26 protein-coding genes, 1 tRNA gene and 1 riboswitch are annotated in these 26,849 nt (G+C 60.4%); of the genes, 10 read left to right on the forward strand and 17 right to left on the reverse strand.

Features of this window, described 5'->3' with window-relative positions:
• Positions 1-49: 49 nt before the first annotated feature.
• Both CLV41_RS11260 and CLV41_RS11265 read right to left on the reverse strand, forming a co-directional pair.
• Positions 50-475 (reverse strand): VOC family protein, encoded by a 426-nt coding sequence (locus tag CLV41_RS11260; protein ID WP_103222439.1) that lies wholly within the window; start codon positions 473-475, stop codon positions 50-52.
• 204 nt (positions 476-679) lie between these two features.
• Positions 680-1,105 carry an organic hydroperoxide resistance protein gene (locus CLV41_RS11265; RefSeq protein WP_103222440.1) on the reverse strand — a complete coding sequence of 142 codons (426 nt, stop codon included), beginning with the start codon at positions 1,103-1,105 and terminating at the stop codon, positions 680-682.
• 173 nt (positions 1,106-1,278) lie between these two features.
• On the opposite strand from CLV41_RS11265, the gene CLV41_RS28335 reads away from it, so the two are divergent.
• The gene (locus CLV41_RS28335) at positions 1,279-1,995 is read left to right on the forward strand and encodes a MarR family winged helix-turn-helix transcriptional regulator (RefSeq protein WP_103222441.1); all 717 of its coding nucleotides are present in this window, start codon (positions 1,279-1,281) and stop codon (positions 1,993-1,995) included.
• Between the two features lie 48 nt (positions 1,996-2,043).
• Here CLV41_RS28335 and mgtE (CLV41_RS11275) read toward each other — a convergent pair whose 3' ends face one another.
• The 5 genes from mgtE (CLV41_RS11275) to CLV41_RS11300 all read right to left on the reverse strand — a co-directional run bounded on the left by mgtE (CLV41_RS11275) (position 2,044) and on the right by CLV41_RS11300 (position 5,651).
• Positions 2,044-3,459 (reverse strand): magnesium transporter, encoded by a 1,416-nt coding sequence (mgtE, locus tag CLV41_RS11275; RefSeq protein ID WP_103222442.1) that lies wholly within the window; start codon positions 3,457-3,459, stop codon positions 2,044-2,046.
• A 190-nt stretch (positions 3,460-3,649) separates the two neighbouring features.
• Positions 3,650-3,982 carry a hypothetical protein gene (locus CLV41_RS11280; RefSeq protein ID WP_103222443.1) on the reverse strand — a complete coding sequence of 111 codons (333 nt, stop codon included), beginning with the start codon at positions 3,980-3,982 and terminating at the stop codon, positions 3,650-3,652.
• Between the two features lie 55 nt (positions 3,983-4,037).
• Complete coding sequence (locus CLV41_RS11285) at positions 4,038-4,616, reverse strand: hypothetical protein (RefSeq protein WP_103222444.1); 579 nt, start codon at positions 4,614-4,616, stop codon at positions 4,038-4,040.
• Between the two features lie 560 nt (positions 4,617-5,176).
• Positions 5,177-5,263: transfer RNA gene (locus tag CLV41_RS11295), tRNA-Leu, on the reverse strand.
• A 121-nt stretch (positions 5,264-5,384) separates the two neighbouring features.
• On the reverse strand, positions 5,385-5,651 hold the full coding sequence (locus CLV41_RS11300) for a FliM/FliN family flagellar motor switch protein (RefSeq protein ID WP_103222446.1): 267 nt from the start codon (positions 5,649-5,651) through the stop codon (positions 5,385-5,387).
• A gap of 96 nt (positions 5,652-5,747) precedes the next feature.
• Between CLV41_RS11300 and lipB the strand changes: the two genes are divergently transcribed.
• Complete coding sequence (gene lipB / locus CLV41_RS11305) at positions 5,748-6,473, forward strand: lipoyl(octanoyl) transferase LipB (protein WP_103222447.1); 726 nt, start codon at positions 5,748-5,750, stop codon at positions 6,471-6,473.
• Here the strand turns inward: lipB and CLV41_RS11310 are convergent.
• The 7 genes from CLV41_RS11310 to CLV41_RS11340 form a co-directional block, all read right to left on the reverse strand.
• Positions 6,458-7,351: an NAD-dependent epimerase/dehydratase family protein gene (locus CLV41_RS11310; protein ID WP_103222448.1), complete on the reverse strand. Its 894-nt coding sequence runs from the start codon at positions 7,349-7,351 to the stop codon at positions 6,458-6,460. The genes lipB and CLV41_RS11310 overlap by 16 nt on opposite strands.
• Positions 7,352-8,218 (reverse strand): glycosyltransferase, encoded by an 867-nt coding sequence (locus tag CLV41_RS11315; protein WP_103222449.1) that lies wholly within the window; start codon positions 8,216-8,218, stop codon positions 7,352-7,354.
• An 8-nt stretch (positions 8,219-8,226) separates the two neighbouring features.
• Positions 8,227-9,447: an NAD-dependent epimerase/dehydratase family protein gene (locus tag CLV41_RS11320; RefSeq protein ID WP_103222450.1), complete on the reverse strand. Its 1,221-nt coding sequence runs from the start codon at positions 9,445-9,447 to the stop codon at positions 8,227-8,229.
• Positions 9,448-9,671: 224 nt separating this feature from the next.
• The gene (locus CLV41_RS11325; RefSeq protein WP_103222451.1) at positions 9,672-9,959 is read right to left on the reverse strand and encodes an acylphosphatase; all 288 of its coding nucleotides are present in this window, start codon (positions 9,957-9,959) and stop codon (positions 9,672-9,674) included.
• 78 nt (positions 9,960-10,037) lie between these two features.
• Positions 10,038-10,952: a DMT family transporter gene (locus CLV41_RS11330; protein WP_103222764.1), complete on the reverse strand. Its 915-nt coding sequence runs from the start codon at positions 10,950-10,952 to the stop codon at positions 10,038-10,040.
• An 80-nt stretch (positions 10,953-11,032) separates the two neighbouring features.
• Positions 11,033-11,217: riboswitch (FMN riboswitch) on the reverse strand.
• A gap of 86 nt (positions 11,218-11,303) precedes the next feature.
• Positions 11,304-11,957: an HAD family hydrolase gene (locus CLV41_RS11335; RefSeq protein ID WP_103222452.1), complete on the reverse strand. Its 654-nt coding sequence runs from the start codon at positions 11,955-11,957 to the stop codon at positions 11,304-11,306.
• 102 nt (positions 11,958-12,059) lie between these two features.
• Entirely contained in the window at positions 12,060-14,072 is a 2,013-nt protein-coding gene (locus CLV41_RS11340; RefSeq protein ID WP_103222453.1) for an acetyl-CoA carboxylase biotin carboxylase subunit, read from the reverse strand.
• Between the two features lie 221 nt (positions 14,073-14,293).
• On the opposite strand from CLV41_RS11340, the gene CLV41_RS11345 reads away from it, so the two are divergent.
• Together CLV41_RS11345 and CLV41_RS11350 are read left to right on the forward strand one after the other, a co-directional pair.
• Positions 14,294-14,770, forward strand: coding sequence for a hypothetical protein (locus CLV41_RS11345; RefSeq protein ID WP_103222454.1), 477 nt, complete (start codon positions 14,294-14,296; stop codon positions 14,768-14,770).
• Between the two features lie 469 nt (positions 14,771-15,239).
• Positions 15,240-15,554, forward strand: a complete 315-nt coding sequence (locus CLV41_RS11350; protein WP_103222455.1) for a hypothetical protein — start codon at positions 15,240-15,242, stop codon at positions 15,552-15,554.
• Positions 15,555-15,588: 34 nt separating this feature from the next.
• On the opposite strand, the gene CLV41_RS11355 is transcribed toward CLV41_RS11350, so the two are convergent.
• Entirely contained in the window at positions 15,589-17,121 is a 1,533-nt protein-coding gene (locus tag CLV41_RS11355; protein WP_103222456.1) for an acyl-CoA carboxylase subunit beta, read from the reverse strand.
• 737 nt (positions 17,122-17,858) lie between these two features.
• On the opposite strand from CLV41_RS11355, the gene CLV41_RS11360 reads away from it, so the two are divergent.
• The 5 genes from CLV41_RS11360 to mgtE (CLV41_RS11380) all read left to right on the forward strand — a co-directional run bounded on the left by CLV41_RS11360 (position 17,859) and on the right by mgtE (CLV41_RS11380) (position 23,504).
• Positions 17,859-19,283, forward strand: a complete 1,425-nt coding sequence (locus CLV41_RS11360) for a circularly permuted type 2 ATP-grasp protein (RefSeq protein ID WP_103222457.1) — start codon at positions 17,859-17,861, stop codon at positions 19,281-19,283.
• A 7-nt stretch (positions 19,284-19,290) separates the two neighbouring features.
• Positions 19,291-20,241 (forward strand): alpha-E domain-containing protein, encoded by a 951-nt coding sequence (locus CLV41_RS11365; RefSeq protein ID WP_103222458.1) that lies wholly within the window; start codon positions 19,291-19,293, stop codon positions 20,239-20,241.
• A gap of 30 nt (positions 20,242-20,271) precedes the next feature.
• The gene (locus tag CLV41_RS11370) at positions 20,272-21,090 is read left to right on the forward strand and encodes a transglutaminase family protein (RefSeq protein ID WP_103222459.1); all 819 of its coding nucleotides are present in this window, start codon (positions 20,272-20,274) and stop codon (positions 21,088-21,090) included.
• Between the two features lie 173 nt (positions 21,091-21,263).
• Entirely contained in the window at positions 21,264-21,995 is a 732-nt protein-coding gene (locus CLV41_RS11375; RefSeq protein ID WP_103222460.1) for a proteasome-type protease, read from the forward strand.
• Positions 21,996-22,079: 84 nt separating this feature from the next.
• Positions 22,080-23,504 (forward strand): magnesium transporter, encoded by a 1,425-nt coding sequence (gene mgtE, locus CLV41_RS11380; protein WP_103222461.1) that lies wholly within the window; start codon positions 22,080-22,082, stop codon positions 23,502-23,504.
• An 83-nt stretch (positions 23,505-23,587) separates the two neighbouring features.
• Here the strand turns inward: mgtE (CLV41_RS11380) and CLV41_RS11385 are convergent, their stop codons facing one another.
• The gene (locus CLV41_RS11385) at positions 23,588-24,361 is read right to left on the reverse strand and encodes an ATP12 family chaperone protein (protein WP_103222462.1); all 774 of its coding nucleotides are present in this window, start codon (positions 24,359-24,361) and stop codon (positions 23,588-23,590) included.
• A complete protein-coding gene (locus CLV41_RS11390; RefSeq protein ID WP_103222463.1) occupies positions 24,361-25,041 on the reverse strand; it encodes an HAD-IA family hydrolase in 681 nt (226 codons plus the stop codon). Before CLV41_RS11390 ends, CLV41_RS11385 begins: the two co-directional genes overlap by 1 nt.
• 434 nt (positions 25,042-25,475) lie before the next feature.
• Between CLV41_RS11390 and CLV41_RS11400 the strand changes: the two genes are divergently transcribed.
• Positions 25,476-26,777 carry a DUF2778 domain-containing protein gene (locus CLV41_RS11400; protein WP_235867115.1) on the forward strand — a complete coding sequence of 434 codons (1,302 nt, stop codon included), beginning with the start codon at positions 25,476-25,478 and terminating at the stop codon, positions 26,775-26,777.
• Positions 26,778-26,849: the final 72 nt, after the last annotated feature.

Consider the following 26,849-nt stretch of genomic DNA (forward strand, 5'->3'; position numbering starts at 1 on the left):
CGCATTGTCCCCCAAGTAAAAACAAACCTGCCGCACAAGGCGTTAAAATTCAGGATAGAAAATTCGGCCAGAGCGGAGCCGCGGCCAGTTCCAGGACATTTCCGTCCGGATCGTTAAAATAAAGGCTTGTCCCGCCCGCCGGCCAGGTCACCTCGCTGATGATGTCGATCCCGTTTTCCGTCAGATAATCGCGCCATGGCTGCACCTGTTCGCCGGAGATCCGGAATGCGAAATGACTGTGACCGGTGGTATCGTGCCCGGGAACGGTCCCACCCTCGGTCTCAACATCTTCACCCGTATGACCGCGATGAAAAACCAGCAGGGTCTGCGCGGGTCCGGCGTCGTAGGCGTAGAGACGCTCGCCCGCGACCATGCGTTCAAGTCCCAGAACACCGGAATAAAAGCCATGCGCGGCCTCCATGTCGTCGACATAGACGGCGGTCTCCAGAATGCCGTCGATCTGTGGCGCGTGCATTTCTTATAAGCTCCCCATGACGATGCGCATCGGCTCGAAATAACTCTACCCGATCGGGCGGCAAAGGCTAACCGCAGGGCAATCACGTCCTGTTTCAGTCGCGACTACGCCCGGCAAAACCGAAATCGCCCCGCAGGTTGCGGGGCGAATTCGAAAGTCGCCAGGTCAAGGCGGCGGTCTGCCTTGCCACTGGACCCGAGGACGTCAGACCACCGTCAGCTTGACATCGATATTGTTGCGGGTCGCGTTGGAATACGGACAGACCTGATGCGCTTTCGCGACGAGATCTTCCGCGACCGTCCTGTCGAGGCCCGGCAGAGAAATCTCCAAAGCGACCTCCAGACCGAAACCGCCCTCCGAGCGCGGCCCGATACCCACCGTCGAGGTGATCGAAGTATCGGCCGGAACGGCGATCTTTTCCTGACCCCCGACAAATTTCATCGCGCCGATGAAACAGGCGGCATAGCCGGCGGCGAACAATTCTTCCGGGTTGTTGCCATCCCCGCCGGAACCGCCCAGTTCCTTCGGCGTCGCCAGCTTGACACTGAAGGAACCGCTCAGGGTTTCCGCCGCGCCATCCCGACCGCCGGTCGCCCGGGCTTTTGTCTCGTATTTTACATCTACAGCCATCTCAATTCTCCTTCATTTCATTCCGACCACGGGCAGCCGCAAAAAGATTGCAGGCGCCGTATCACTATATCGCGCAGGTTTTTATCGTGCGCGATATATTTGTTCACATATGGTGCGCTCGCAAAAACGTCAAGAACTTGCGATCATATCGCGCACGATTTATAAGGAGGCGCATGACCCAGACGACAGAGCAGATGTCTCTTCTGGACGCGATCGGATTAACCGCGCCCGAGGAGCAGAAAACACCGAAAAAAGACAAGCCCGCCAAGGCTGAAGCGTCCGAGAAAAAGCCGCGTAAAAAGACCTCTGCCAAAAGCGGAACCAGGCCGGCAGCGAAGCCGGAGAGGACGGCCGGGGTGGAGATGCCCCCTGCCGCGACAGATGCTGGCACCGCTGTTTTACCGGAACCTCCGGCGGAAAAGCCGGTACCCGGTCCTGCTGAAATCGCGAACGATCCTCTGCCGCTCGATAGATTTCTGTGTTTCGCGCTCTATTCCGCCAATCATGCCATGAACGGTGTCTACAAGGCTCTCCTGAAGGAGATCGGCCTCACCTATCCGCAATTCCTCGCCATGACAGTTCTGTGGGAAACCAGCAATGTACCGGTCGGAACGATCACAGCGAAGCTGCAACTCGACACCAACACGCTGACCCCGCTCCTGAAGCGGCTGGAAGCCATGGGCCTGGTCACGCGCACGCGTAACATCAAGGATGAGCGTCAGGTGATCCTCAAGCTGACCCGCAAGGGCCGCGCGCTGCAGAAGAAGACACAGCATTTCGGCAACTGCATCCTGTCCTCCGCCGGCCTGGAGCTTGAAGAAGTCATGGAACTTCAGGGCAAGATCATGAAACTGCGCGATAATCTGCGAAAAGCCGACACCGGTTCGTGACCGGCTCCCGCCTTTCGGGCGTTCACGTTGCGGCGAAGGAAAGCTTCGCTACAGCGGCAGGCCGAACCAGAGCGCGGCTATGCCTAGAAAGGCAAAGAAGCCGACGACGTCGGTGACCGTCGTCACGAAGACGCTGGAGGCGATCGCCGGATCGACATTGAGCCGGTCGAGCGCGATCGGGATCAGCAGGCCGGAAAGACCGGCAAACAGCATGTTGATGACGATCGAACCGCCGATCACCACACCCAGGCCGGGACTGTCGAACCACAGCCAGGCTGTCAATCCGATCAGTATGGCGAGCGCGACACCATTGAGCGCGCTCACCAGGATTTCGCGGTTCAGCACCCGCATCAGGTTGCGGGTGCCCAGTTCCTGGGTCGCGATCCCGCGCACGGCGACGGTCATGGTCTGCGTACCGGCATTCCCCCCCATCGACGCCACGATCGGCATCAGAACGGCGAGCGCAACCATCGCCTCGATGGTTTCCTCGAAGAGCGCGATCACCACGGATGCCAGGATCGCCGTGCCCAGGTTGACCACCAGCCAGGCAAATCGCGAGCGCGCGATGGTCATCACCGTGTCGGAGATTTCCTCGTCGCCGACCCCGGCCAGCGCACGAAGATCTTCTTCCGCTTCCTCCTGGATGACATCGACGATGTCATCGACGGTCAGAACACCGACAAGACGCTCATTCTCGTCGACAACGGCGGAGGAGACGAGATTGTAGCGCTCGAAGCGGCGGGCCACCTCCTCCTGGTCCTCGGTTGCCAGAACCGCCTGCCGGGTTTCCTCCATGATGGAGGTGACCTTTTCCCTGCGTTTGGTGCGCAGGATCTTGTCCAGATGCACCGACCCGAGCAGCTTGAAAGCCGGATCGACGACATAGATCTCGTAAAAACTGTCCGGAAGGTCGCGCGCCTCGCGCATGTAGTCGATTGTCTGGCCGACCGTCCAGAACTGCGCCACAGCGATAAACTCGCTCTGCATGCGCCGTCCGGCGCTTTCTTCCGGATAATCCAGCGCTTTTTGCAGCTGTGCCCGGTCCGCATAGGGCAGCTCATCGAGGATCGCGGCCTGATCCTCCTCGTCCATATCCTCCAGGATGTAGACGGCATCGTCGGAATCGAGTTCGCCGAGACCTTCGGCGATGGCCTCCGTCGGCAGATCCTCCAGAACCTGCAGTCGGGTCGCCTCGTCCATTTCGGTCAGGGCCGTATAGTCGAAGTCCTCGCCCAGCAGCTGGATGAAGGTGGCCCGCTCGTCCGGGTTAATGGTCTCAAGGAGGTCGCCGGTATCGGCCTCGTGCAGGTCGGCGGCAAGCGCTCTCAGACCGAACTGATCATTCGCCCTGATCGCCGTTTCGACGGCGGCGATGAAATCCGGATTGAGATGATCTTCCGCGTCGCGCACCGCAATAACCGGTTCGGGAGAGGCTATGACATCGAGATCGGCTGCTTCACTCATACGATGCTCCCCCTTCTGCGCGCGTTTATCTTCACCGGCGAAACGGGAGCCGGCATGTCGTGACCAGAACTAGCGTCTGGCAGGGAAAAGCGCCACCGGAAAAGAGGAACCGGTCCACAAGACTTGCAATCGAAATGCGAAATGCGCGCGGCGCGCCTGCCATCTGCCGACAGGCGCGAATTCCGTTCGACTAGAACCCCGCGCACCCCTTGTTCCGGGCCGCGCTTCTGAGCTGCTCCAGATAGTCGCGTGTCTTCTTCGGCAGGATGGTCTCATCGGAAGAAATGCAGCGTTTCGCCCGCCGGAACGCCCGCCGGGCCCGCTCGCTTTGAAGGCACACCCGGCCCTCGGCCAGGACCTCCTGCTCGATATACCAGAGTTGCTGGCAGGTCATTCCGGGAAAATTGGCCGGGTTCGTGGAAAACGATTGGGCGGCCACAGGAAAAACCGTCAGCGCGGCAGCCAACAAAGCATACACGTGGCGCAGGACCTCGCGCCTGTATCTCCGTAGGATCTGTTTCATGGGCCTGTCTGATCGAAGTGTCTGAATTTCACGATGCTCGATGCGGACCGGCTGCCTACTCGACCGCACATTCCGGCGGCCACGTATCCATGGTCCAGTCCCCGACAGCCAGCGTTTTAAGCGTGGTCCTGAAGCTCTTGCCGTCCTGGATACCCTTCCCGGTCAGAAGATTGACGTCGCACTGCCCGGAGGCATCCGGATCGAGGGTATCGTAATGGGAATAGGTGTATCCGGCGACCACGAACGCACCGCCGCGATAGGCGATGGTCAGCACCTGCTCCCAGCGGTTCCGGCCGATAGCGGAGTTTTCGGAATAGATCTTGAGTGAGCCGTGCTCGCTCACTTCCATCCAGGGTTCCTGCCCGTACATGCCACCCCGCCAGACGATGTCCGGGGCATGGACAGCCTGCTTCCAGCCGCTGCCGGTATCGGTGTAAATATAGAAATCCGCGCCGTCTTCCGTTTCAACGAGAACCGCCCGGTAGCGGTTGATATCCCCGTCGACCGGCACCGTCGCCACACCCGCAACGGCATCGGCCCGCACCATCGCCTGTTGCGCGGCAGACGGTAGAACACCGAGCCAGCAAAAAGCGGCGGCGCTCAGAAACAGGGAAAGTGCGGATCTTGTCACCATGAAGTCCTCTAGGGTCTGTGGACAATTAGGTTTGGGTCGCGGCGCGAGCCGGATTTCGGTGTCCGAACAGGAGGAAAGTCCGCAGTGGTGCCGCCCACCACAAGGATTTTCCGACGCAGTCGGGACCGAAATCCGCCGCGTCTCGAAGAGATTTGGCGCAAAACGCCCATTTCGGCGTCCCAATGTCTTGAAAGGGAACCCCCTTCCTGCGACCTTGCTTCTTGAACTGGGCGCTTTGCATCCAAACCTCGACCAAATCCTTAGTGTCCACAGACCCTAGTGGTCCGAGAACCGGCATGAACTGCGTGCTGCCGTTGCACGGCCGCCGGCAAGTCTCCCGGCAATCTAGCAGGTTCCGACCGCCGATCCCAAGCTGGTTCCGGTAAGGACACGGAAAAATCGACAACAAAAAAGGCCACCCGAAGGCGGCCCTTTTGAAAAAAAGCCGTTTCTGTCGATTCAGCAAGCCGAATACCGGGAAACTTCGCTTTTGGCGCAGGAGGAAAGCCCCGAACCGGAACAGCGCTCAAACAGCCTCATGGGCAACAGAGCCTCGAATATGGTGCGGTCGAGAAGACTCGAACTTCCACGGGTTTTACCCCACAGCGACCTCAACGCTGCGCGTCTACCAATTCCGCCACGACCGCATATTCGATTGTTCCCGGCGCCTGTCAGCGTCGAGGCGCTCCGTGTAGCAAAAGGAATTTGGGGGCGCAAGAGCCGAATTCGCAATAATGCACAGGCACATGCTTTTTCTTCGGCCGGCCGCTACAGCGGGCCCTCCGTGCGCATCGGGCGGATTTCCGGCGGACGCAGCAGAACCTCGGTGATGGAGATACCGATCCGCTCTCCCAGCAACACCACCTGCCCCTTGGCGACAAGCGTGTTGTTGGCGTAGATCTTCACATCGGCGTCTTCAGCGACATCAAGATCGATCACCGCGCCACGGCCCATGCGCAGCAACTGGTGAACCGGCATTTCGGATTCGCCGAGCACCACGGAAATGTCGACATTGATCTCATCAAAGGTGGTCATTACAGGCCAGAATCCCTAAATATGGCGGAAGCCGCCAAGGCCTGACCATACCACGGCATGGCCAGCCAACTCAAAAAACAAAGAAGTGTCATCCACATGTCACCTGCCGATCGGGACGCGCTGAACGTGAGTTTTCTGCCGGAACCGGGTTCACAGCCGGTCGAATGGCGCATTTCCGACACGCCCGTCGACTACCGGCAGGCGCTCGCGGAGATGGACGAGCGGGTCGAAAGAATCATCAAAGGCGATGCCCCCGAACAGGTCTGGCTGCTGGAGCATCCACCGCTCTACACTGCGGGAACGAGCTCGAACGATGCCGATCTCGTGGCGGCGGACAGGTTTCCGGTCTACCGAACGGGCCGTGGCGGTCAGCACACCTATCATGGCCCCGGTCAGCGGGTTGCCTATGTCATGCTGGATCTGAAGCGCCGCCGGCAGGACGTGCGCGCCTTCGTCTCCGCCCTGGAGGCCTGGCTCATCAATTCGCTGTGGGCCTATCACATCAGGGGCGAACGCCGGGAGGACCGGGTCGGCGTGTGGGTCCGGCGGCCGGACCGCGGGGTGAACGTGGAAGACAAGATCGCCGCGATCGGCATCCGCTTGCGCAAATGGGTGACGTTCCACGGCATCAGCTTCAACGTGGAACCGGATCTGGAGCATTTTTCCGGCATCGTGCCCTGCGGCGTGAGCGACCACGGCGTCACGAGCCTCGTGGATCTCGGCATTCCGGTGACCCTGGCCGAGAACGACAGTGTCCTGCGCGCCGAATTTGAAAAGATCTTCGGACCGGTCGCGACCGCCAAAACCTACGCGGAAGTCTGAAGGTCAGCGCAGCAGGCCTTGAGAAAGTCCCGCAGACGCTCCTGCCCGCCCGGCTGCCACCCAAGCGCCTGAAGCTTCGCCGTATCCATGATCCCGGGTGTGGAAGTTGCCGGCAGGGGCAGCGTTCCTGTGCAGTCGCACAGGGTTTTCAGCTCTTCCAGCAGCTCCCGGCGGTCGATGACCACATCGGACACATTGAAGACCTCGAAACGCGCCAGGCGGCTTTCCTGCCGCCCTCCCTCGTCAAGCAGGAGGGAAACCGCCGCTGCCAGATCCCGCCCATGCACTTCCGTGGCCTTGCGCGGCTCGATCGTTTCGCCGCAAGCAAAAGCCCTGAAGAGGCCGGTCCACTTGTGGCCGGCAAGGTCCGGCACATGCCCGTAGACGCCGGTTGCCCGCAGCGCGGCTCCCTGGAACGCAGGACCGGTCAGTTCCTCCAGGATAGCCTCTCCGGCCAGCTTCACCTGCCCGTACAGCGTATCGGATGCCGCCCGGTCGGTTTCCCGCAGCAACTCGCCCCCGCGATGATCGCCGTAAACCGCGCGGCTCGACAGGAAAACCGCCTGTGTGCAGCCCACTTGCCGCGCCGCCTTGAACAGCACCGCCGTTCCCTCGACGTTCAGGCTCCGGAACCGATCCGGATCGTTCCCCTCTCCGCCCCGGAATTTTCCCGGTTCATGAGAAAGCGCGCAGTGGACCAGCGCATCAGCCGCCGGCAGGCACGGTTGCGGATCGGCAAGATCGTAGTGGCTGAAGGCAGTTGGCCAGCCTTCCAGCGGCCGGCGGCCCAGAACGGTGACATGATACCCGTCGGCCAGCATCCGCCGGGCGATGAAGCGGCCGACCGTGCCGCCGGCCCCTGTTATCAGGACATGCATTCAGGACGCCCGCTTGTCCGCCGGGGCCTCGGGGCCGGGAAGCCCCGACAGATCATCGGGAATGCCGTCGCCGGAGGCATAGGCCTGCCACAGATCGATCAGCAGCCGTAGCCGTTCGGCTTTCTCATGCCCTGCCTGCCAGGGTTTTTCATACTGGTAGTGCAGCACATGGATCTGGCCCCAGTCCCACAGATCCGGAAGGTTGAACCAGACATATTGCAACATGTTGTAATAGACGGGCAGGCCGTGCCAATCGGGGAAAAAACTCTCCAGAAAGCTCTGGTCGGTGCGCCGCCAGAAGGTGCCCGGCCGATCGAGTTGCGACAGCATGGCGTCAAAGGTGGCTCTGTCCGGACGGGCCGTGAAGACGCCGCTGTTCATGCGCTGAAAATCGGCCAGGCCTTCATAAACATTCGGCGCCGCGCAGAATTCCGGATAGCTGAACAGCTTGTCGCAGTTCTTGAGGACAAGCGCGTCGGCATCGATGAACACCACCTTCTCGTATTCGTCGAGCTGCCAGAGGCGCAGCTTCACGAAATTGTCGAGCGGCGTATGAAACACCGGCTTGCCGCCCTTGGTGAACGGGGCCGCCGCGTGCAGACGGCCGCGTTCATGGAGCTGGTTGAATTCGGCCGAGGTCGGCAGCCGGCCACAGCGGCCGAGCCGCGGCTTGAACGGCCGCAGAACGGACAGATCCTGCTCGTCGACGCCGGGCGTGAACAGAACCACCAGATCCGCACCGGTGTCTGTTCGCCTGAGAGAGCGCAAAAGAGCGGATGCACCCAGCACATAGTCCCGATTGGTCACCAGGGTCACATAGGCAAATGAGCTGGCGGGAGCCCTGTCAAACTCGGGTGCGTCGCTCATGAAATCCCTCAGGAAACCGATTTGAGGCGCGGATGTTCGGGATCGCGTTCGATCTCTTCCGCGATTTCCTTCGTCCAGGCGGACACGGCCGGCACCCGGCCGCGGTCGACCCGGTAGGCGAATGTCTTGGCCACATCCACCACCTCGCTCAGGAGACCGTCCGCCAGCGTCGTCGGATCGAGCCCCAGTTCCAGGAACTGTTTGTTTTCGACCACCAGATCGTTTTCGGGCGCTTCCTTGCGCGGGTTGGGCAGGTAGGCGACCTTGGCGCCGGTCAGGCCCGAGATCAGTTCGGCCAGATCGCGCACCCTGTGGGTTTCCGTCATCTGGTTGAACACCTTGACCCGGTCACCCTTCTTCGGCGGGTTGTCGAGCGCAAGCTCGATGCAGCGCACTGAATCCTGAATGTGGATGAAGGCCCGTGTCTGACCGCCGGTCCCATGCACCGTCAGCGGATACCCGATTGCCGCCTGAATGAGGAAGCGGTTGAGCACTGTTCCATAATCGCCATCGTAGTCGAACCGGTTGATCAGCTGCTTGTGGCGCCGGGTCTGCTGCGTATGGGTTCCCCAGACGATCCCCTGATGAAGGTCGGTGACCCTGAGGCCGTCATTCTTTGCATAGAACTGGAACAGCAGCTGATCCAGGCATTTGGTCATGTGATAGATCGATCCGGGATTTGCCGGATAAAGGATCTCCTGAGCCGCCTTGTCGCCGTTCAGCGTCTCGACATCGACGCTCAGATAGCCTTCCGGAATGGCCGCGCCGACACTGGAATAGCCGTAAACCCCCATCGTGCCCAGATGGATGAGATGCGCGTCCAGATCGAGTTCCACCATGGCGTTCAGCAGATGATGGGTGGCGTTGACATTGTTGCTGACGGTGTAATTCTTGTGCTGATCCGATTTCATCGAATAGGGCGCGGCGCGCTGCTCTGCGAAATGGATGATCGCATCCGGCCGGGCTTCCGCCAGCCAGGCTTTGAAAATCTCGTAGTCCCTGGCGATATCGATCAGATGGAACTGGATCGTGTTGCCGGTCTCCTGCTTCCAGATCCGTGTGCGTTCCTGAATGGAATCCATCGGCGTCAGGGACTGCACCCCGAGTTCGGCGTCGATCCAGCGGCGGCTGAGATTGTCGACGATGTGAACTTCGTGGCCTTGATCGGACAGGTGCAGGGATGTGGGCCAACCGACAAAGCCGTCACCACCGAGGATCGCAATCTTCACCAGAATTCTCCTTGAGTTACGCTGCGGATGCCAAATGGAACAGCCTCGATTGTTCCACGTGACAGAACAGAATATTGCGATAATTCAATGACAACACAACAGCTGAACGATGCGATTGTTACACAAAAGACTGTTGAGAACCGAGATTTCCCCACAGCTTGAAAGCCGGATATTTTCAGGATGCGGCAGAACTCCGGGGGGCTGACGTCAAGCAATTTCCCGCGTCAGACCGTCTCCCGGACGGCGAATGCGCCGCTTGCGGGCTCGGCCGGCTCGAGATCCCTGACCAGGTTCACCCGGGCAAAGGACGGGCCGTGCCACAATACGTCGAGCATATCCACGACGGTATCCGATGGACCGCTGAAGACAGCTTCCACCGCTCCGTTCTTCAGGTTGCGTACCCAGCCGGACAGACCGCGCGATTGCGCTTCATTCGCGCACCAGGCGCGATAGCCGACCCCCTGCACACGGCCTTCGATCAGCACATGAACGGTCAAAGGATCGGTTGTCATCGCAATCTCCTGTCCGGCTCGCCATAGCGAAACCTTAAATCAAGACGCCCCAAACGGAAATGTGTTCCCGGAAGGCCGTCAGGCCTTTGCAGCGGCTGCCGACTGACGCGAAGCCCGCTTCTGTTCGTCCAGCATCACCAGAAGGGAGGCCCCGACTATAACGAGCGCCCCGGGCCAGAAAGCCCCGGAAGGGGCAAATCCGAAGGCAAAAAAACCGACGGCGATGTTCAGCGGCAGTTTCAGATGGTCGAAGGGCTGCACGAAGGCCGCATCCGCCTTCTGGTAGGCAAGGGTCAGAAGATAATTCGCCAGCACGGTCAGAACGCCGGCGCCCACAAGAAGCCACAAAGCGGCGCCTGAGGGCACGACCCCGCCCTCGCCCAGCGCCAGGAGGGCGTTTACCGGCGTCAGCAGCAAAAGCAGATAGAGCGTGATGGAATCGGCGTTTTCGGTTTGTGTGAGCTTCTTGGTCACCAGCGAGGTCCCGGCCCAGAAGGCGGCCGCGGCCACCGGCAGCACCGCGCCCCAGTCGAACCCGTTGTTCCAGGGTGCGAGAATGACCATTCCACCCGAAAATCCGGCAAGGGTCGCAAGCCAGCGCACAGCGCCGACCCGCTCGCCGAAGAAGAGTTTCGCACCGATGATGACAAAGAAGGGCGAGGTCATCACCAGGGCGATGGCCTGCCAGATTTCCACGCGCGCAAGGCCGGCTACCCACATCTGAATACCGATCACGGCAAGCACCGCGCGCAGCAGATGCAAGCCGATCTGCCTGGTTTTCAGGGCTGTCAGGCCGCGCCTCAACACCCAGGGCAAGGCCACCAGCAGGCCGAGCGCATATTGCCAGAAGGCCGCAGAGGTGGACGGGACGCCGAGTTGCATGGTCGAGGCCTGCAGGGCGCCGTTGACCAGGGCGAAGGATGCCCCTGCCCCGACCATCGCCAGGGCCGCCAGCAGCGGTTTTTGAAATGATTTCGATAAAGTGGCGGTCATGTCCGAATTCCGTTCCAGTTGCGCATCCAGAACAGTCTCAAAAGACACCGCGCCTGCCGGTCCCGTCACGGGATCCGCAGCCAAGTTCTCTCTCATCCGGACTTTCGGGTATGATCTCCCTTTCGAAGATCGCACCTCAACCGTCGGCTCCGGCTTCTCACCGGATCTGCTGACCCATGAAACCCGACAGGTTCCATGGCGCTCGCGGGCTCCAGGTCTCCCTGATACCGCCGGTGGGGAATTTCACCCCGCCCCGAGAACTGTTCTCATGACAGTTTCAGTATCGCTGAAAGCTGTAAAAAGCAATGCCAATCTCGGCTGACGGGCTGCGGAGAAAGTCAGCGGCGCTGCTCAGCCGGCACCCATATGCCGGGAAATTTCCACCGGAGTTGTGGCGATCAATACCGGGTTTTCCATTTCGAGTTCCTCCCGGCTGCCATAGCCCCACAGAACGCCAATACCGGCGACCTTGTTGGCGTTGGCGCCGATCAGGTCATGCTTGCGGTCGCCGATCATGACGGTTTGCGACGCTCCAATCCCCTCCTCCTGCAGAATATGGGCAATCAGCTCCGCCTTCGCCGAACGCGTGCCATCCAGTTCGGCCCCATACACCTTGCCGAAATAAGGCATCAGCCCGAAATGCTCCACGATCCTGCCCGCATAGGCTTGGGGTTTTGAGGTGCACACATGCAGGCGGTGGCCTGAGGCCGTCAAACGCTCGAGCGTCTCCGGAATGCCGTCAATCAGCGCGTTCTCGAAAAGCCCTGTATCTGTATAGCGCTCCCGGTAGAAGGCGACAGCCCGATCCAGTCTGGTTTGATCGTCGGTCCCCAGCAGGATCCGGAAGCTCTCCCACAGGGGCGGACCGATGCACCAGCGCAGCTCCTCCGCTTCCGGCACCGGTGCCGCCATATTTTCCAGCGCATAGCGGATCGAGCGGGTGATGCCGTCGAAGGGATCTGTCAGGGTGCCGTCCAGGTCGAACAGCAAGGTCGTGAAAGGCATCGAGCCTCCGGGTGATTGGGGGAACCGAAAACGGGCTGTGGCGTGGGGCCACCGGCCGCTGCAATAACGTTACCCCCGTTCACCTGTCAACCGAGGCAGGCGTCAGGAAAACTCCATGATCACCGCATCCACGGCCAGGCTGTCTCCCGCAGTTGCCTTGATGGCGGTAACGGTACAGTCCCGCTCGGCCCGCAGCACATTTTCCATCTTCATGGCTTCCACCACGGCAAGCTGTTCACCGGCCTTGATTTCCTGCCCCTCGGAAACCGCGATGGAGACCACCAGGCCCGGCATCGGACAAAGCAGCAGTTTGGACGTGTCAGGCGGAAGTTTCTCCGGCATCAGCCGATCCAGTTCCGCGGTGCGGGGCGTCATCACCTTTGCGATCACCGAACTTCCCTGCCAGTCGAGACGGTATCCGCCGGTCACCATGCGCACCTGAACCGTCACCGGCCGCGAGCCGACCTTGCCTGACCAGAGCGGTTCTCCCGGCGCCCAATCGGATTCGACAGTCATCACGGGATCGTCCCCGATCGCCACATCCAGTTCCACCGGGGTTCCCGGATAGCCGGCGGCCAGCCGGATCGGAACATACGTCTTGTCCACCTTGACGACCCAGTCTTCGCGGAGCGCCCCGGAATGCGGCCGCAGGCGTCCGGGCAGATGATCCAGCCGTTCCCTTTCAAGGGCGCCCATGGAAAGCGCGACGGCGGCCAGCACCGAATAGGCGGCTTCATCGGGAAGGGCCGGAAAGAATCCGTCCGGATACTCGTCGGCGATGAAGCTGGTCGAAAGCAGGCCCGACCGCCAGCGCGGATGGTTCATCAGCGCCGTCAGAAACGGCACATTATGCTGGATGCCGTCCACGTAAAACGCGTCGAGCGCCAAACTCATGGCATCGATCGCCTCTTCCCGGGTCGGCGCATGGGTGACCAGCTTGGCGATCATCGGATCGTAGAACATGGAGATTTCCGACCCTTCGACGACGCCGGTGTCGTTGCGGATTGTTACTCCGTCGATGCACATTTCCTCGGGCGGCCGATAGCGCACAAGACGTCCGATGGAGGGCAGGAAGTTTCGGTAGGGGTCTTCGGCATAAATACGGCTTTCCACCGACCAGCCGTTCAGTTTCACATCCTGCTGCGCAAGGACCAGCTTTTCGCCGGCGGCAACACGGATCATCTGCTCGACCAGATCGACGCCGGTGATCAGTTCGGTCACCGGATGTTCGACCTGCAGACGGGTGTTCATTTCCAGGAAGAAGAAGCTCTTGTCCTGCCCGGCGACGAATTCGACCGTGCCGGCGCTGTCATAGTCCACGGCCTTGGCCAGAGCGACCGCCTGTTCGCCCATCTTCCGGCGGGTTTCCTCATCCAGAAGCGGCGACGGGGCTTCCTCGATGACCTTCTGGTTGCGCCGCTGAATGGAACATTCGCGCTCGCCCAGATAAATCGCGTTGCCGTGCTTGTCGCCAAGCACCTGGATCTCGATGTGCCGGGGATTTTCGATGAATTTCTCGATGAACACCCGGTCGTCGCCGAAGGAGGACGCCGCCTCGGATTTCGACCGAACATAGCCGTCGCGCGTTTCTTCCGCGTTCCAGGCAATCCGCATGCCCTTGCCGCCGCCGCCGGCGGAAGCCTTGATCATCACCGGATAGCCGATACCTTCGGCAATCTCGACCGCATGGTCCGCAGAATCGATCTCACCAAGAAAGCCGGGCACCGTACTGACGTTCGCGGCGTTGGCGAATTTCTTGGATTCGATCTTGTCGCCCATTGCCTTGATGGCGCGCGGATGCGGGCCGATCCAGACGATCCCCTCCTTGGCGAGAGCTTCCGGAAAACTGGCCCGTTCCGATAGAAAGCCGTATCCGGGATGGACGGCTTCAGCACCGGTTTCCTTGCAGGCCGCGATGATCCGCTCAGCCACAAGATAGGACTCCGCCGCGGCCGCCGGACCGATATGTACCGCCTCGTCAGCCATCTCGACATGAAGAGCGTCACGGTCGGCGTCGGAATAGACCGCCACCGTCCTGATACCCATCCGCCGTGCGGTCTTGATGACCCGGCACGCGATCTCGCCGCGGTTGGCGATAAGAATTTTCGAGAACATGCGTTTCCACCCAGCTGGAGCGTTTTCAAGGTTGTAGGCCGGGCTTTTCTGCCGCGCAACTTATCCAAAGGGCGAGACGTGATTATGCGGATAGCGTCGGTCAGGCGCGACCGGTCAAGGTTTCCCGTCACCAGCGAAGCTGGCACAGGAGAGTTTCCGCCAGGTTTTATCCGATTATTAATAAATATATAGTTATAAATACCAAAGGGGATTATCAAAGAATGAAGACATTTTTTACAACTTCTTTTCTGGCAGTTTCTTTACTGTCCAACGTGGCGGGCGCTGAAACCGTGGAGAAGTGGAACAGCGGAGAGGTCAACGGATTCACGCGTTTCTGGACCACCAACAACGAAGGATCGAATTTCGTCGTTTGGTGCCACCCCCAACGCAAGGTGAATGGAACGTTGCTTCACATCGTTATCGCGGGAGACACCCCGCCTCCCGATACCCGGGTCAAACTGATCCTGGACCGGGAAGTGCTGGATTTGCCGGTCAACAAGCAGGGCTATATCGACAGCGGATGCGCGACCTGCGCCGACAGCTTCGATTATGTCTGGCATAAACTCAGATCTTCGCGCTCACTGGCCGTCAAGTTTCAGGATGAGCGCTATGCCGGTTTTTCGCTGAGAGGCGCGCGGCAGATCATACCGGGCTCCGTCTGCCCGACCGACTGGGACAAGCGCAAACCCAGCTCCTGATCGGCATCGACATCACCGGCCCTCTACCCTATCGCCTTTGCGGGTTCAGCCCGATCACGACCTGATCAGGTTTACCGCCGGTTCCGACAGCTACATCCACAACGACTGCCCGGATAATTTCACCAATTTCCGGTATCGGCTGCGGTCTGCAGGAAAATTTGCCGTGCGGTTTGAGGACAAGCGTTACGCCGGATTTTCTCCCAATAGTGTCAGCGAGGCGACACGCCATGTTGCCTGCTCGAGCCAGGTCAGCGGAAAAGCACGGTAGACGGACAGGTCACATCCACCGCGGCGCTCCGTTTTCACGGGCCAAAGCAACAGAATGTGGTCACGATCACATTTTCGCCGCACCGCCTGCCGCACACTCCCGTTAATGCCAGCTCAAGGGCAGGATCTGAATGTTCTTCTTTCGAACTGGATTTGACCGGAAATTGTCTTCCGGCCTGAAACGGGAGCCACGGAGGCCAATATGCGAAAATACCGTCTCTTCATCGCCGCGCTCGCGCTGGCAAGTACCTGCCAGCCCGGCGCCGCGCAACAGCGTCCCGATCTTCGAACCATGACCTGCGGCCAGGCCCAGTCACTGGTCCGCCAGCACGGGGCGGTTGTTTTCACCACCGGCCAGCACACCTATTCGATGTTTGTTTCCAACATCAGTTATTGCGACCGTAACCAGCAGCTATTCGTTCAGTATGGCCCAACGCGCGACTATCCCAAATGCCCTGTTGCCTATGAGTGCAAGGAACCCCTGTTTCCGCGCGGCGGCTTCAACCGCTGGAACTAGGTATCCGTGTTGGTCACGGACTGCCGCTGATTGCCTAAAGTGGAATGTTGTCGTGTTTTTTCCACGGCATTTCCACCTTCTTCGAGCGCAGCAATGCCAACGCCCTGGCAATCCGCCGGCGGGTCGAGTGTGGCCGGATCACGTCGTCGATATAACCACGCTCGGCGGCAACGAAGGGATTGGCGAACCGGTCCTCGTAGTCCTTGGTCCGCCTGGCGATCTTGTCCTTGTCGCCCAGTTCGGACCTGTACAGGATTTCAACGGCGCCCTTTGCCCCCATCACCGCGATTTCAGCAGTCGGCCAGGCATAGTTGATGTCGCCGCGGATATGCTTGGAACTCATCACGTCGTAGGCACCGCCATAGGCCTTGCGGGTGATGATCGTGATTTTGGGAACGGTTGCCTCCGCATAGGCGAACAGCAGTTTCGCTCCGTGCTTGATGAGCCCGCCATATTCCTGGGAGGTGCCCGGCAGGAACCCCGGCACATCGACGAAGGTCAGCACCGGAATGCCGAAACAGTCGCAGAACCGCACGAACCTGGCGGCCTTGCGGCTCGCGTCCGAATCCAGCACCCCGGCAAGAACCATCGGCTGGTTGGCGATAATTCCGACGGTGCGGCCTTCGACCCGTCCGAAACCGGTGAGGATATTTTTCGCGAAACTTCCCTGAATTTCGAAGAAGTCGCCTTCATCGACGGTCTTCAGGACAAGTTCCTTCATGTCGTAGGGCTTGTTCGGATTGTCCGGAATGAGCGTATCCAGACTCATGTCCAGCCGCTCCGGATCGTCGTAGTGGGTCAGCTCCGGCAGATCCGCAAGATTGTTCATCGGCAGGAAGTCGATCAGCCGGCGCATCTCCTGCAGGGCTTCCACGTCATTGTCGAAGGCGCCGTCCGCAATGGAGGATTTGGCCGTATGGACCGAAGCGCCGCCCAGTTCTTCCGCCGTGACGGTCTCGTTGGTCACGGTCTTCACCACATCCGGTCCCGTCACGAACATGTAGGACGTATCCCGCACCATGAAGATGAAGTCCGTCATGGCCGGAGAGTAGACGTCGCCGCCCGCGCACGGGCCCATGATCAGGGAAATCTGCGGAATGACGCCGGAGGCCAGCACATTGCGCTGAAAAACTTCCCCATAGCCGCCCAGCGCCGCGACGCCTTCCTGGATGCGGGCCCCGCCCGCATCGAACAGGCCGATTATCGGCGCGCGGTTCTGCAGGGCCATGTCCTGCAGCTTGATGATCTTTTCCGCGTGGGTTTCGGAAAGCGAACCGCCGAAGACGGTGAAATCCTTTGAAAACACATAGACAGTGCGGCCGTTGACAGTTCCCCAGCCGGTCACCACACCGTCGCCGGGGATATGCTGTTCTTCCATGCCGAAATCGGTACAGCGGTGCTGCTTGAACATGTCGAACTCTTCAAAGGAGCCTTCGTCCAAGAGGATTTCAATACGTTCGCGCGCCGTCAGCTTTCCCTTGGAATGCTGCGCGTCGATGCGGCGCTGTCCGCCGCCCTGCCGTGCCGTCTCCCGGCGCTGTTCCAATTCGGCCAGAACTTCTTTCATCCGGTCCTCCCGATACTGAATCAACCCGCTCTCATCCCGGTGCACACAAGAAGCTGCACTTTAGAAGCAGACAGGTTGATCGATCTTGCAATGCTCCAGGGTCAGGCCGTAGCACGATCCCCGGTACGCTCATAGTCAGCACATGGGCTTATGGGAGATCGGCCTTCCGGTTTTCCTGCACCCAAAATCACCCGCAACAGCATACAGCCGCTTCTCCGGCCCTGCTCTTTGACCGCCGGGTGTATCCAACACCTTGATGAAGTACCGTTACGTCAAGGGAGCATCGGCCCAAGAGTGACGGAAACCGGATTCGGACTTGGGGAACTGCTTAATCTATGTGCAGCCGGAGAATATACGTTTTTTCGCCCGATCCCGGAAGACCGCGTGAATCACAAACAATTTTGCGCCGTCAAGCGTGCTTCGGGCATCCGGCGTCAGCAAAAAAAGGACCCGCTTCAGCAAAAAAACGGACCAGCTACGGGAAAGAAGCCGCCAAATCCGACGTACAATCCCGGATTTCTTGTCTGAATTTCTGCGGACCGGACTGCCGTGACACAATTGCGACGTAGTCGCGGAGCATTGAAGGTTCCAAAAGGCTAGCTGAGTCAAAGGGTTATTGGGCAGGACGATCACCATATGCCTAAACACCGGGCACATGCGCCGTCATATTGCTCTTTGACACGCCTTGGAATTTTGCGATGATTGCTCAAGAAGCATGCACCTGCGAAGGGGAGGCAATGGCGGACGAACGTACTTTCTTCAATGAAATGCTCGACGAAACTGGCGAGCCGCGTCAGGCCTATGCCAGACTTGCCCAATGGCTGGAAGACAAGCCCGCCAACTTCCTGACGAAAAAGAGCCGCGATGCGGAGATGGTGTTCCGCCGGCTCGGTATCACTTTCGCTGTTTATGGCGCGCAAGAAGCCACCGAACGGCTCATTCCCTTCGACCCGATACCACGCATCATTTCCGCCGCGGAGTGGCGGCGGCTTTCCGCCGGCATAGATCAGCGCGTCCGGGCCCTGAATGCCTTCCTGCATGACATTTACCACCGTCAGGAAATTCTGCGCGCTGGCAGGGTTCCGGCCGATCTTGTTCTTCAGAACGAGGCTTTCCTGCCGGAAATGGCCGGTTTCACCCCGGCCCGGAAGGTCTATGCCCACATCATCGGCACCGACCTGGTCCGTGTCTCCGAAAATGAATTCTATGTTCTGGAAGACAATACCCGCACCCCTTCCGGGGTCTCCTACATGATGGAGAACCGGGAAACGATGATGCGGCTTTTCCCCGAACTCTTCCAGTCACACCGGGTCGCGCCGGTGGAGCAGTATCCGGAAAACCTTCGCCAGACCCTGGAAAGCGTCGCTCCGGATCCGGCCAAATCGAACCAGACCATCGTCGTCCTCACGCCCGGCATCTACAATTCCGCCTATTTCGAACATGCCTTCCTGGCCGATTCCATGGGCGTCGAGCTGGTCGAGGGCCGGGATCTTTTCGTCGATTCCGGCAAGGTTTTCATGCGCACCACGCGTGCGCCCAAACAGGTGGATGTGATCTACCGGCGTATCGATGACGCGTTCCTCGATCCCCTCACCTTCAATGCGGACAGCATGCTCGGCGTACCGGGCCTGTTCGACGCCTACAGGGCCGGCAGCGTCACCATCTGCAACGCGCCCGGCACCGGGATTGCCGACGACAAGGCCATCTACGCCTACGTCCCGGACATCATCGAGTTCTACACAGGTCAGAAGCCGATCCTGAACAACGTTCCGACCTGGAACTGTTCCCGGCCGGACGATCTGGCCTATGTGCTCGACAACCTGGAAGACATCGTCGTCAAGGAAGTGCACGGCTCCGGCGGCTACGGCATGCTGATCGGCCCGACCGCCTCCAAGCGCGAAATCGCCGAATTCCGCCGCGTTCTGGAGGCCAACCCCTCCAACTACATCGCCCAGCCGACCCTGGCGCTTTCGGCCTGCCCGACCCACGTCGCCTCCGGTATCGCTCCGCGCCACGTGGATCTGCGTCCGTATGTCCTGATCGGCGATCAGGTACGGATCACGCCGGGCGGGCTGACCCGTGTGGCCCTGAAAAAAGGCTCCCTTGTCGTCAACTCCAGCCAGGGCGGCGGCACCAAGGATACCTGGGTACTTGAGGACTGAGAATTAGATGCTCGGAAGAACCGCCTCTTCGCTGTTTTGGATGTCGCGTTACCACGAGCGCGCCCAGAACGTGACCCGTCTTCTGGAAGTGGGCTTTCGCGGTGCCATTATTTCCCATTCCGGCCAGGAGGACGGCACCCATTGGACCTTCGCGCTGTCCTGCTCGGGGTGCGAGAAAGACTTTGCTCAAAAATACGACGAGTTGAACCTGCGCAATGTCGCGGCATTCATGATCTTTTCGAAGGACAATTCGGACAGCGTGCGTCATTGCCTCGAACTGGCCCGCAACAACGCAAGGGCCGTCCGAACCAGCATCACCGCGGAGCTCTGGGAAGCCATCAACACCACCTGGATCGAGTTCAACGAGGTCAACCCGCAGACCATCACCCAGGATACGCTGCCCGATTTTCTCGCCTGGGTGAACCAGCGCTCGCATCTGTTCCGCGGCGCGCTTTTGAACACCATTCTGCGCGATGACGGCTATTTCTTCAGCCAGATGGGAAATTTTGTCGAGCGTGCGGACAACACGGCCAGGATCCTCAACACCCAGTACTGGACGCTGCTGCCGGACAGCGACATCGTCGAGGACGGGTCGGCGGAACGCTATCAGTGGTCGGCGATCCTCAGAGCCCTGTCGGGACGCAGAAGCTACCGCTTCGCATATCCCAATGCCCGCCTGAAGGCCTTCAATATCGCGGAATTCCTGATCCTGAGAACGGAGATGCCCCGGTCGCTTGCCCATTGCTACGACTGGATCGCGGACACCGCGGAGGATCTGGCCCAGTTCTACGGATCGCGTGAACCGAGCCTGGACCTGGCATCGGAGATTTCACGCGAATTGTCCGAAAAGCAGATGCGCGAAATCTATCAACAGGGACTGCACGAGTTTCTGACGGAGTTTGTCGGAAAAAATAATCAGTTCGCAAAGCAACTGAGTGAAGACTACAATTTCGCCTGATCCTCGAACCAAGCTGATCCCCGGTGCCGCATGCGATTGACCGTCAGACATACCACCAGTTATCGATATGAGACGCCGCTGGCCAATGCCATGCAGCAGCTGCGGCTGACGCCAGAGGACTGCCAGTCGCAGAAAATCGTCGAATGGTCCATCGATACGCCGGGCATCGAGCGGGCGACAACCTACAAGGATGCCTTCGGCAACCAGGTTCACATGGTTTCCGGAGAGGGACCTGTTGAGGAAGTGGAGATCACGGCGTCCGGCATCGTCGATACCACCGATACCAACGGCATTCTCGGTCATGAGCTGGACGCAGGCACCCCGCCGCGCCTCTTCACCAGGGTCACCCCGCTGACCCAGTCGAACCAGGCGATCCGGAAGCTGGCAGCTCACGCGGAAGGGCATGACAGGATCGCCGGTTTTCATGCGCTCATGCATGCCATTCGCGACAAGGTCGATTACAAGATCGGTGTAACCGAAACCAGCACCTCCGCGACGGCCGCCCTGGCCGCCGGCGAAGGCGTCTGCCAGGATCACGCGCACATTTTTATCGCGGCGGCACGTTCCATCGGCGTCCCCGCCCGCTATGTGTCCGGCTATTTGCTCCTGGAAGAGGAGCAGGCCTCCGAAGCACATCACGCCTGGGCGGAAGTGCTGGTCCAGGGCCTCGGCTGGATCGGTTTCGACATATCCAACGCTATGTGTCCGACGGATCGTTATATTCGCTTGACGGTCGGGCTCGATTCCCGTTCTGCTGCACCGATCAGGGGCATCCGTTTCGGCGGACTGGAGGAGAACCTGCGGGTTGAGGTCGACGTCGCTCAAGCCGCCTTGCAACAGCAGCAATAGCTGTCATCTTCCTTTCGCGATATACGGAGCTACCGGCACGCTGCAACCATCCGCGCCCACCCCGGGCGGGACGTTCGGCAACGTAACACTAGATCAACAGTCGTGCTTTCTCGTGATCCCACCTGAAGACGGGTTGATCCGGCGTTTCGGATTTTTGTCAGAAGGACAAGGGAATGACCTATTGTGTCGGCTTGAAACTGGATCGTGGCCTGGTCTTTGCCGCGGACACGAGAACCAACGCCGGTGTCGACAACATCTCCACCTTCAAGAAGCTGCATGTCTGGGAGGAGCCGGGCGAAAGGGTGATCACCCTCGCGTCCGCGGGAAACCTGGCTGTTACGCAGGCCGTCATTTCCCTGTTGAGCGAACATATAGCCTCGGCGGAAAGTGACCGGGCGACGCTGATGAGCGCCAGGACCATGTTCCAGGTTGCCCGCCTGGTCGGCAGTGCGGTCCGGGAAGTCAAGGAGATCGACGGAGAAGCTCTCGCGGCCAGCGCGGACAACTTCTTCGTGACCTTCATCCTGGGTGGCCAGATCAAGGGCGAACAGCCCCGCATGTTTCAGGTCTATGCCGCCGGAAACTTTATCGAGGTGGGCGAGGATACGCCCTACCTGCAGATCGGCGAGCACAAATACGGCAAGCCTATCCTGGACCGCGTGACCCGTGCCGACATGCGCCTTGGCGAAGCGGCCAAGCTGGTTCTGCTGTCCTTCGACAGCACCTTGCGCTCCAATCTGTCGGTCGGCATGCCGATCGACATGCTCCTCTACAATACGGATACCTTTTCCACCGAGCGCCAGGTCCGGATCGAGCAGGACGATCCCTATTTCCAGAAACTGTCCCACGGCTGGTCGGAAAAACTGCGCGCGGCATTCGCCGAACTTGAAGAATTCGAAGTTTAAGGGTCATAGCCGGCTCACCAGTCTGTCAGGACGGCGTCACAAACCAGCATTAGAAGCGGACCGGTCAATTCCGGAGGTTTACCCATGAGCAATTCCAGCGCCGAGCCAGACTTGGACACCATTGTCTGGATAAGGGAGCCGGCCCAGAAACATCTGGACGCCAATGACGCGTCCCTCAGGGCGGTGCGCGACATGATCAAGGCCGGCAGGCGCCAGCAGGTGGTGGATCTGCTTAAACGCTGGGATCCGGTGGACGTCATGCAGCTTCTCACCCGGCTGCGGCTCAAACACGCGCGCAAGCTGTTCCAGTGGCTTCCCGCCAATCCGTCGATCAAGGTTGTCGCCGAACTGCGTCCGGAATTCCGCTCCATCCTGATGGAGGAAACGACGCTCGAGCAGTTCCGCGACATTCTCGCCGGGCTCGACCCGGAGGACACGACCGAAATCCTCAACGAGTTTCCCGATGACGTCGCCGACGAACTGATCGCCCGCCTTCCCGACGTGGAAGACATCGCCACGCTTGCCACTTACGCCGACGACACGGCCGGCAGGGTGATGGCCCGCAAATTCGTCGCCCTGCCCGAGGATTGCTCCGCCGGGGAAGCGGTCTCGCAGATGCGCGAGCAGGCCGACCGCATCCGCAAGATCTTCACGGTCTACGTCACCGATGCAAATGGCAAGCTGACGGGAACCGTTGAAGTCGGCAAGCTGCTGCTGGCTCCAAGCGAGACCCCGCTCCGCGAGATCATGAACCGTGATGTGCTCGCCGTTTCCGCCGACACGGACCAGGAGGAAGTCCTGCGCCTTGCCCGCAAACGCGACATGCGCACGGTGCCGGTCGTCTCCGGAGACGGCCATCTGCTCGGCCGGATCACTCCGAAGCAGCTCACCAGGATCGCCTCCGACGAGGCCAATGAGGACATGCTGCTGATGAGCGGCGTTTCGGCCGAAGCGCGCGCGGACGACACGGTCCTCAGGATCGTCAAGGGCCGCCTGCCCTGGCTGCTGGCCGGGCTGGTTGGAGCAAGCGTCGCCGCGACCGTCGTCGGCTCCTATGAGGATCAACTCGCCGAGGCCGCCATTCTCGCGGCCTTCATTCCGGTCACCATGTCGATGGCGGGCAACGCGGGCCTCCAGGCCTCCGCGGTGGCCGTCCAGGGCATCGCCACCGGCGCGCTCTGGTCCGGCGATATTTTCTATCGCCTGATGAAGGAGTTTTTCGCCGCGCTGTTCAACGGAGTGATCGCAGGGATCGTCCTTGGCTGCCTCGTCCTGATCGCCTCTCTGGTGGTACCGCTGGAGGCGCCGCTGCACCTGGCTCTGGCGACATCCCTGTCCCTGGTGTGCGTCACCACCCTCGCCGCCACGGTCGGCGCGAGCATTCCCATCATACTCGACAAGATCGGCATCGATCCAGCCATGGCCATCGGCGTGTTCATCACGTCGTCGAACGACGTGCTTGGCGTGCTGATCTTCTTCCTGATGGCGACGACGTTTTATCTGGGCTGAAGGTCAACCCATGCCAGGAACCTGAATTCGAGTGCGTGGCCGAATGTCTCCGATCGGCAAAGGCGGATTTTCCGGGTTGCCGGTCAACCCGCTTGCAGTATCAACACAGCCGCATCGAATTCCGTGCGTTTGTAAGCCCGCAGGCTGGCCGCGTCCGCGTCCTCTCCCCAGCGCTCGATGTTGAAATCCTCTTCCACATGCGCGGCGGTCCAGACGCGGTCTGCATCCAGGTGGCCCTCTTTCAGGGACAGCGCCAGGATAGCCGAGCCGGTCAGGCTGGTGGCCGTGTGCAGTGCGGCAAGGCGAAGCGGTGTCTCCGCGCCGATCCGCCGCCGGTAGGCCTTGAGCAGGTCCTCCGGCTGGGATGCATGGACAATGCCCTCGATCAGCACGAAGCGTCCGCCGAGCAGGCTCCCCGCCCAGTCGATGACCGGGTCCCAGAGGCCGCGCTGCGTCTCCACCAGGCTTTGCGGGTCGTCGGCGCGGTAACACAGCGCATCGCTGCCGGCGAAGCGGGTGATTTCGTCGGCGACTTCGTCATACCGGACAGAAACCGCATCCTGTGCCGAGTTGGCGATACGGGTCAGCGGCATGTTTGCCGGATTGATCACCTTTTCCTGCGCCATCCATTCGGCCGCGACCGCCGCGCCCAGCGTCTCGTTCGGCAGGAGCAGTGTTGTCCTGCCGGGCGTTTTGACCGGCCGGCCGTCCAGGTGGATGGCAAAGCCGCCTTCCGCGGGTTCATGGGCCGCTTCCTTGTAGAAGCGCTTGGGCAATTCGCGCCGGGAAAATTCGCGCGCGCGCTGTTCCGGATCGCGCGCCGCATCTTCCTGCAGAACTTCAAGAAAATCGCTCATCAGACTGATACCTCGGAAAATTCCAGAATTTCGTTCAAGGCAAGATCGAGATCCTCAAATCCCTCGATGATCCGGTTCGCTCCGCCTGCGGTCAGTTGCGCGCGGTCGTGATATCCCCACGTGACCCCGACCGCATGAGCCCCGGCCGCCCTTGCCATCGCCATGTCGAAACCGGTATCGCCGATCATCAGCGTGCGATGCGGGTCTGCCCCCGTCTCCGCAATGGCCCTGAGGATCATGTCCGGATGAGGCTTCGAAGGTGAAGTGTCTGCCGTCTGGATCGTGACGAAACGGCCGTGCAGGTCATGGGTGTCCTGCATATGCCTGACGCCGCGCATCGCCTTGCCCGTCGCGATGCCGAGCAGGATGTCGTCCTGCGCGTGAAGCTTTTCGACGGCTTCCCTGGCGCCCGGATAAAGCGGGTCGACATCGAGCCCCAGTCCGCGCCGGGAGATCTTGGACGCCCTGTAGGCATCCGCCATCTCCTGTGCCTTGTCCGCATGCGCGGGCCCGACGAGATCCGCAAAGGCTTCCTCCAGCGATCGCCCGACAATCGACAGGGCGGTTTTCCGGTCGGGCATGGGCAGACCGACCGCCTCGAACCCCACCTGGAGACCGTGCAGGATGGTGTTCTGGCTGTCCACCAGCGTGCCGTCGACATCGAAAACGATCAGATACATGGGAACCCAACCTGTGCTTACGGCCCGCATGTGCCGGGTTTTGGCGCCACGGTCAAGACATTGCGACACCATTGATCAATGAGATCTGGAAATATTGACCCAGCGCAATGACCCCGGCTGCATGGGGCGATCTGGTGAAATCCACAGCTTGCGGCACATGGACCGGTTATTTCTGGATATCGCCGATTTGGCCGGTGCGCCCGAAAATCGCCTCTTTAAGGTGGTTTGCGACAACAGGGCCCATTACGCGTGGGTCCGTAAACACGTTGGTTACCATGTTTTGCGATATTGGTCGCTTCTGGTGGGCATGATCGTTTGGGGCAAGCTAGCCGCCAAAGAAATACGGATATGAACCGCAGCCGCAAGGCTGCGGGCAGAAGATTGGTTTTGCCTGAATGCAGCAGACAAACAAACGGATAGGCGACGAGAGCCGGATGGCAGCAAAAAAGAAACAGCGACCATTCTACGCGCTCCTTGCGGGATCAACCCTGCTGATTGCCGGGTTCGCCGTATCCGCCGTCTCCATCGGCCCCTCGCTGGCGCCCTCCAATTTGTCGCCGTCGGTCTCGACTTCCAAAACGCTGACCTTGGCCCATGTCACAACCGGAATGCCCGCTTCCACCCGGGTTCCTGCGAACACGGGAGCGGCAGAGAAGACGGCGAAATTCGCGAAGCCGTCTGTCCGATTGCCGGCCACCAGCTTCCCCGCAAAGCCCGCGCCTTCCGCAATTCCCGTTCAGGCGGAAGACGCCGAGGCGTCATCTCTCCGGCCAAAGGAAGACGACGCCCTGGCGAAGGCCCGGCGCACCGCCAGGAATGCGCTCGCAGGAAAACTCGCAAAGCTCAAACTCACCCGCACGCTCCTTGCCGCGAAGGCCAGGATGACGCCCGCTACAGACAAACCCGCGGCCGCGCAACGCGCCTTTGCCGAAGCACCTGCGGAAGCCTTGCCGAAAGTTCTGCCGCAGATCCTGGCCGAAAAGACGGGGGCATCCTTGCCGGAGATTGCCGCCGAAGTCGAGGTGGCCTCACTTGATCCGCAAGCTTCACGAACTTTGGCTGAGACCACGAACCCGGCCAAGCCGGGAGCCATACCGACCCGCATCCCCGGCGCCAAACCCGAGGTTGCACGCAGCGCGAAGCCGGCCGTCTCGAAACCCGTCGCTACGAAACCGAAGCAGGAAAAGCCGCAGGAGGCCACGCCTGTTCTTGCCTACGCGACGCCCGGAAATCCGGAAGAGGATGAAAACGGCGTCTTCAGCGGTCTCGGCAAACTGTTCGGCGGCGGCAAGGGCGGATTGCCCGGCGCGCACAGCAAGGTTGCGGTCTATGACATCAGTGCGGCGACGGTCCACATGCCGGATGGCACCAAACTCGAAGCCCATTCGGGCATCGGAGCCAAGATGGACAATCCTAAATTCGCCTATGTGAAGAATTACGGGCCGACGCCACCGAACATCTACAAGCTGCGCATGCGCGAGCGGCTTTTCCATGGTGTCGAGGCCATCCGCATGCTGCCGCATGACCGGAGCGCCATGAAGGGCCGCGACGGCATGCTGACCCATACCCGGCTGCTGCGCCGGTCGATCGGCTCCCACGGCTGCGTTGCCTTCAAGGATTACAACAAGTTCCTGAACGCCTTCAAGGCCGGCAAGATCAAGACCTTGATCGTTGTCCCATCCATGGAAAAGCTTCCCACATACATGGCAAAGCTTCAGCGGAACGCCGGCGCCTGATCCGATCCGCCTTGCAGTGGAGCGAAGGATTGGCTAAGCCGCATGGGACAGCCTTCCCCCGCAGCCGGAGCT

It is taken from the genome of Roseibium marinum, from assembly GCF_002906165.1.
GTDB classification, from domain to species: Bacteria; Pseudomonadota; Alphaproteobacteria; order Rhizobiales; family Stappiaceae; genus Roseibium; species Roseibium marinum.

Excerpts from the sequence above, each read along its gene's own strand:
- CLV41_RS11310 (WP_103222448.1), bottom strand. The coding sequence starts at position 7,351 with ATGCATGTCCTGATAACAGGGGCCGGCGGCACGGTCGGCCGCTTCATC.
- lipB (WP_103222447.1), top strand. The coding sequence starts at position 5,748 with ATGTCACCTGCCGATCGGGACGCGCTGAACGTGAGTTTTCTGCCGGAA.
- CLV41_RS11260 (WP_103222439.1), bottom strand. The coding sequence starts at position 475 with ATGCACGCGCCACAGATCGACGGCATTCTGGAGACCGCCGTCTATGTC.
- CLV41_RS11355 (WP_103222456.1), bottom strand. The coding sequence starts at position 17,121 with ATGAAAGAAGTTCTGGCCGAATTGGAACAGCGCCGGGAGACGGCACGG.
- CLV41_RS11350 (WP_103222455.1), top strand. The coding sequence starts at position 15,240 with ATGCGAAAATACCGTCTCTTCATCGCCGCGCTCGCGCTGGCAAGTACC.
- CLV41_RS11365 (WP_103222458.1), top strand. The coding sequence starts at position 19,291 with ATGCTCGGAAGAACCGCCTCTTCGCTGTTTTGGATGTCGCGTTACCAC.
- CLV41_RS11330 (WP_103222764.1), bottom strand. The coding sequence starts at position 10,952 with ATGACCGCCACTTTATCGAAATCATTTCAAAAACCGCTGCTGGCGGCC.
- mgtE (WP_103222461.1), top strand. The coding sequence starts at position 22,080 with ATGAGCAATTCCAGCGCCGAGCCAGACTTGGACACCATTGTCTGGATA.
- CLV41_RS11375 (WP_103222460.1), top strand. The coding sequence starts at position 21,264 with ATGACCTATTGTGTCGGCTTGAAACTGGATCGTGGCCTGGTCTTTGCC.
- mgtE (WP_103222442.1), bottom strand. The coding sequence starts at position 3,459 with ATGAGTGAAGCAGCCGATCTCGATGTCATAGCCTCTCCCGAACCGGTT.
- CLV41_RS11265 (WP_103222440.1), bottom strand. The coding sequence starts at position 1,105 with ATGGCTGTAGATGTAAAATACGAGACAAAAGCCCGGGCGACCGGCGGT.
- CLV41_RS11400 (WP_235867115.1), top strand. The coding sequence starts at position 25,476 with ATGGCAGCAAAAAAGAAACAGCGACCATTCTACGCGCTCCTTGCGGGA.
- CLV41_RS11370 (WP_103222459.1), top strand. The coding sequence starts at position 20,272 with ATGCGATTGACCGTCAGACATACCACCAGTTATCGATATGAGACGCCG.
- CLV41_RS11325 (WP_103222451.1), bottom strand. The coding sequence starts at position 9,959 with ATGACAACCGATCCTTTGACCGTTCATGTGCTGATCGAAGGCCGTGTG.
- CLV41_RS11315 (WP_103222449.1), bottom strand. The coding sequence starts at position 8,218 with ATGAGCGACGCACCCGAGTTTGACAGGGCTCCCGCCAGCTCATTTGCC.
- CLV41_RS11285 (WP_103222444.1), bottom strand. The coding sequence starts at position 4,616 with ATGGTGACAAGATCCGCACTTTCCCTGTTTCTGAGCGCCGCCGCTTTT.
- CLV41_RS11345 (WP_103222454.1), top strand. The coding sequence starts at position 14,294 with ATGAAGACATTTTTTACAACTTCTTTTCTGGCAGTTTCTTTACTGTCC.
- CLV41_RS11390 (WP_103222463.1), bottom strand. The coding sequence starts at position 25,041 with ATGTATCTGATCGTTTTCGATGTCGACGGCACGCTGGTGGACAGCCAG.
- CLV41_RS11280 (WP_103222443.1), bottom strand. The coding sequence starts at position 3,982 with ATGAAACAGATCCTACGGAGATACAGGCGCGAGGTCCTGCGCCACGTG.
- CLV41_RS28335 (WP_103222441.1), top strand. The coding sequence starts at position 1,279 with ATGACCCAGACGACAGAGCAGATGTCTCTTCTGGACGCGATCGGATTA.
- CLV41_RS11385 (WP_103222462.1), bottom strand. The coding sequence starts at position 24,361 with ATGAGCGATTTTCTTGAAGTTCTGCAGGAAGATGCGGCGCGCGATCCG.
- CLV41_RS11335 (WP_103222452.1), bottom strand. The coding sequence starts at position 11,957 with ATGCCTTTCACGACCTTGCTGTTCGACCTGGACGGCACCCTGACAGAT.
- CLV41_RS11300 (WP_103222446.1), bottom strand. The coding sequence starts at position 5,651 with ATGACCACCTTTGATGAGATCAATGTCGACATTTCCGTGGTGCTCGGC.
- CLV41_RS11340 (WP_103222453.1), bottom strand. The coding sequence starts at position 14,072 with ATGTTCTCGAAAATTCTTATCGCCAACCGCGGCGAGATCGCGTGCCGG.
- CLV41_RS11360 (WP_103222457.1), top strand. The coding sequence starts at position 17,859 with ATGGCGGACGAACGTACTTTCTTCAATGAAATGCTCGACGAAACTGGC.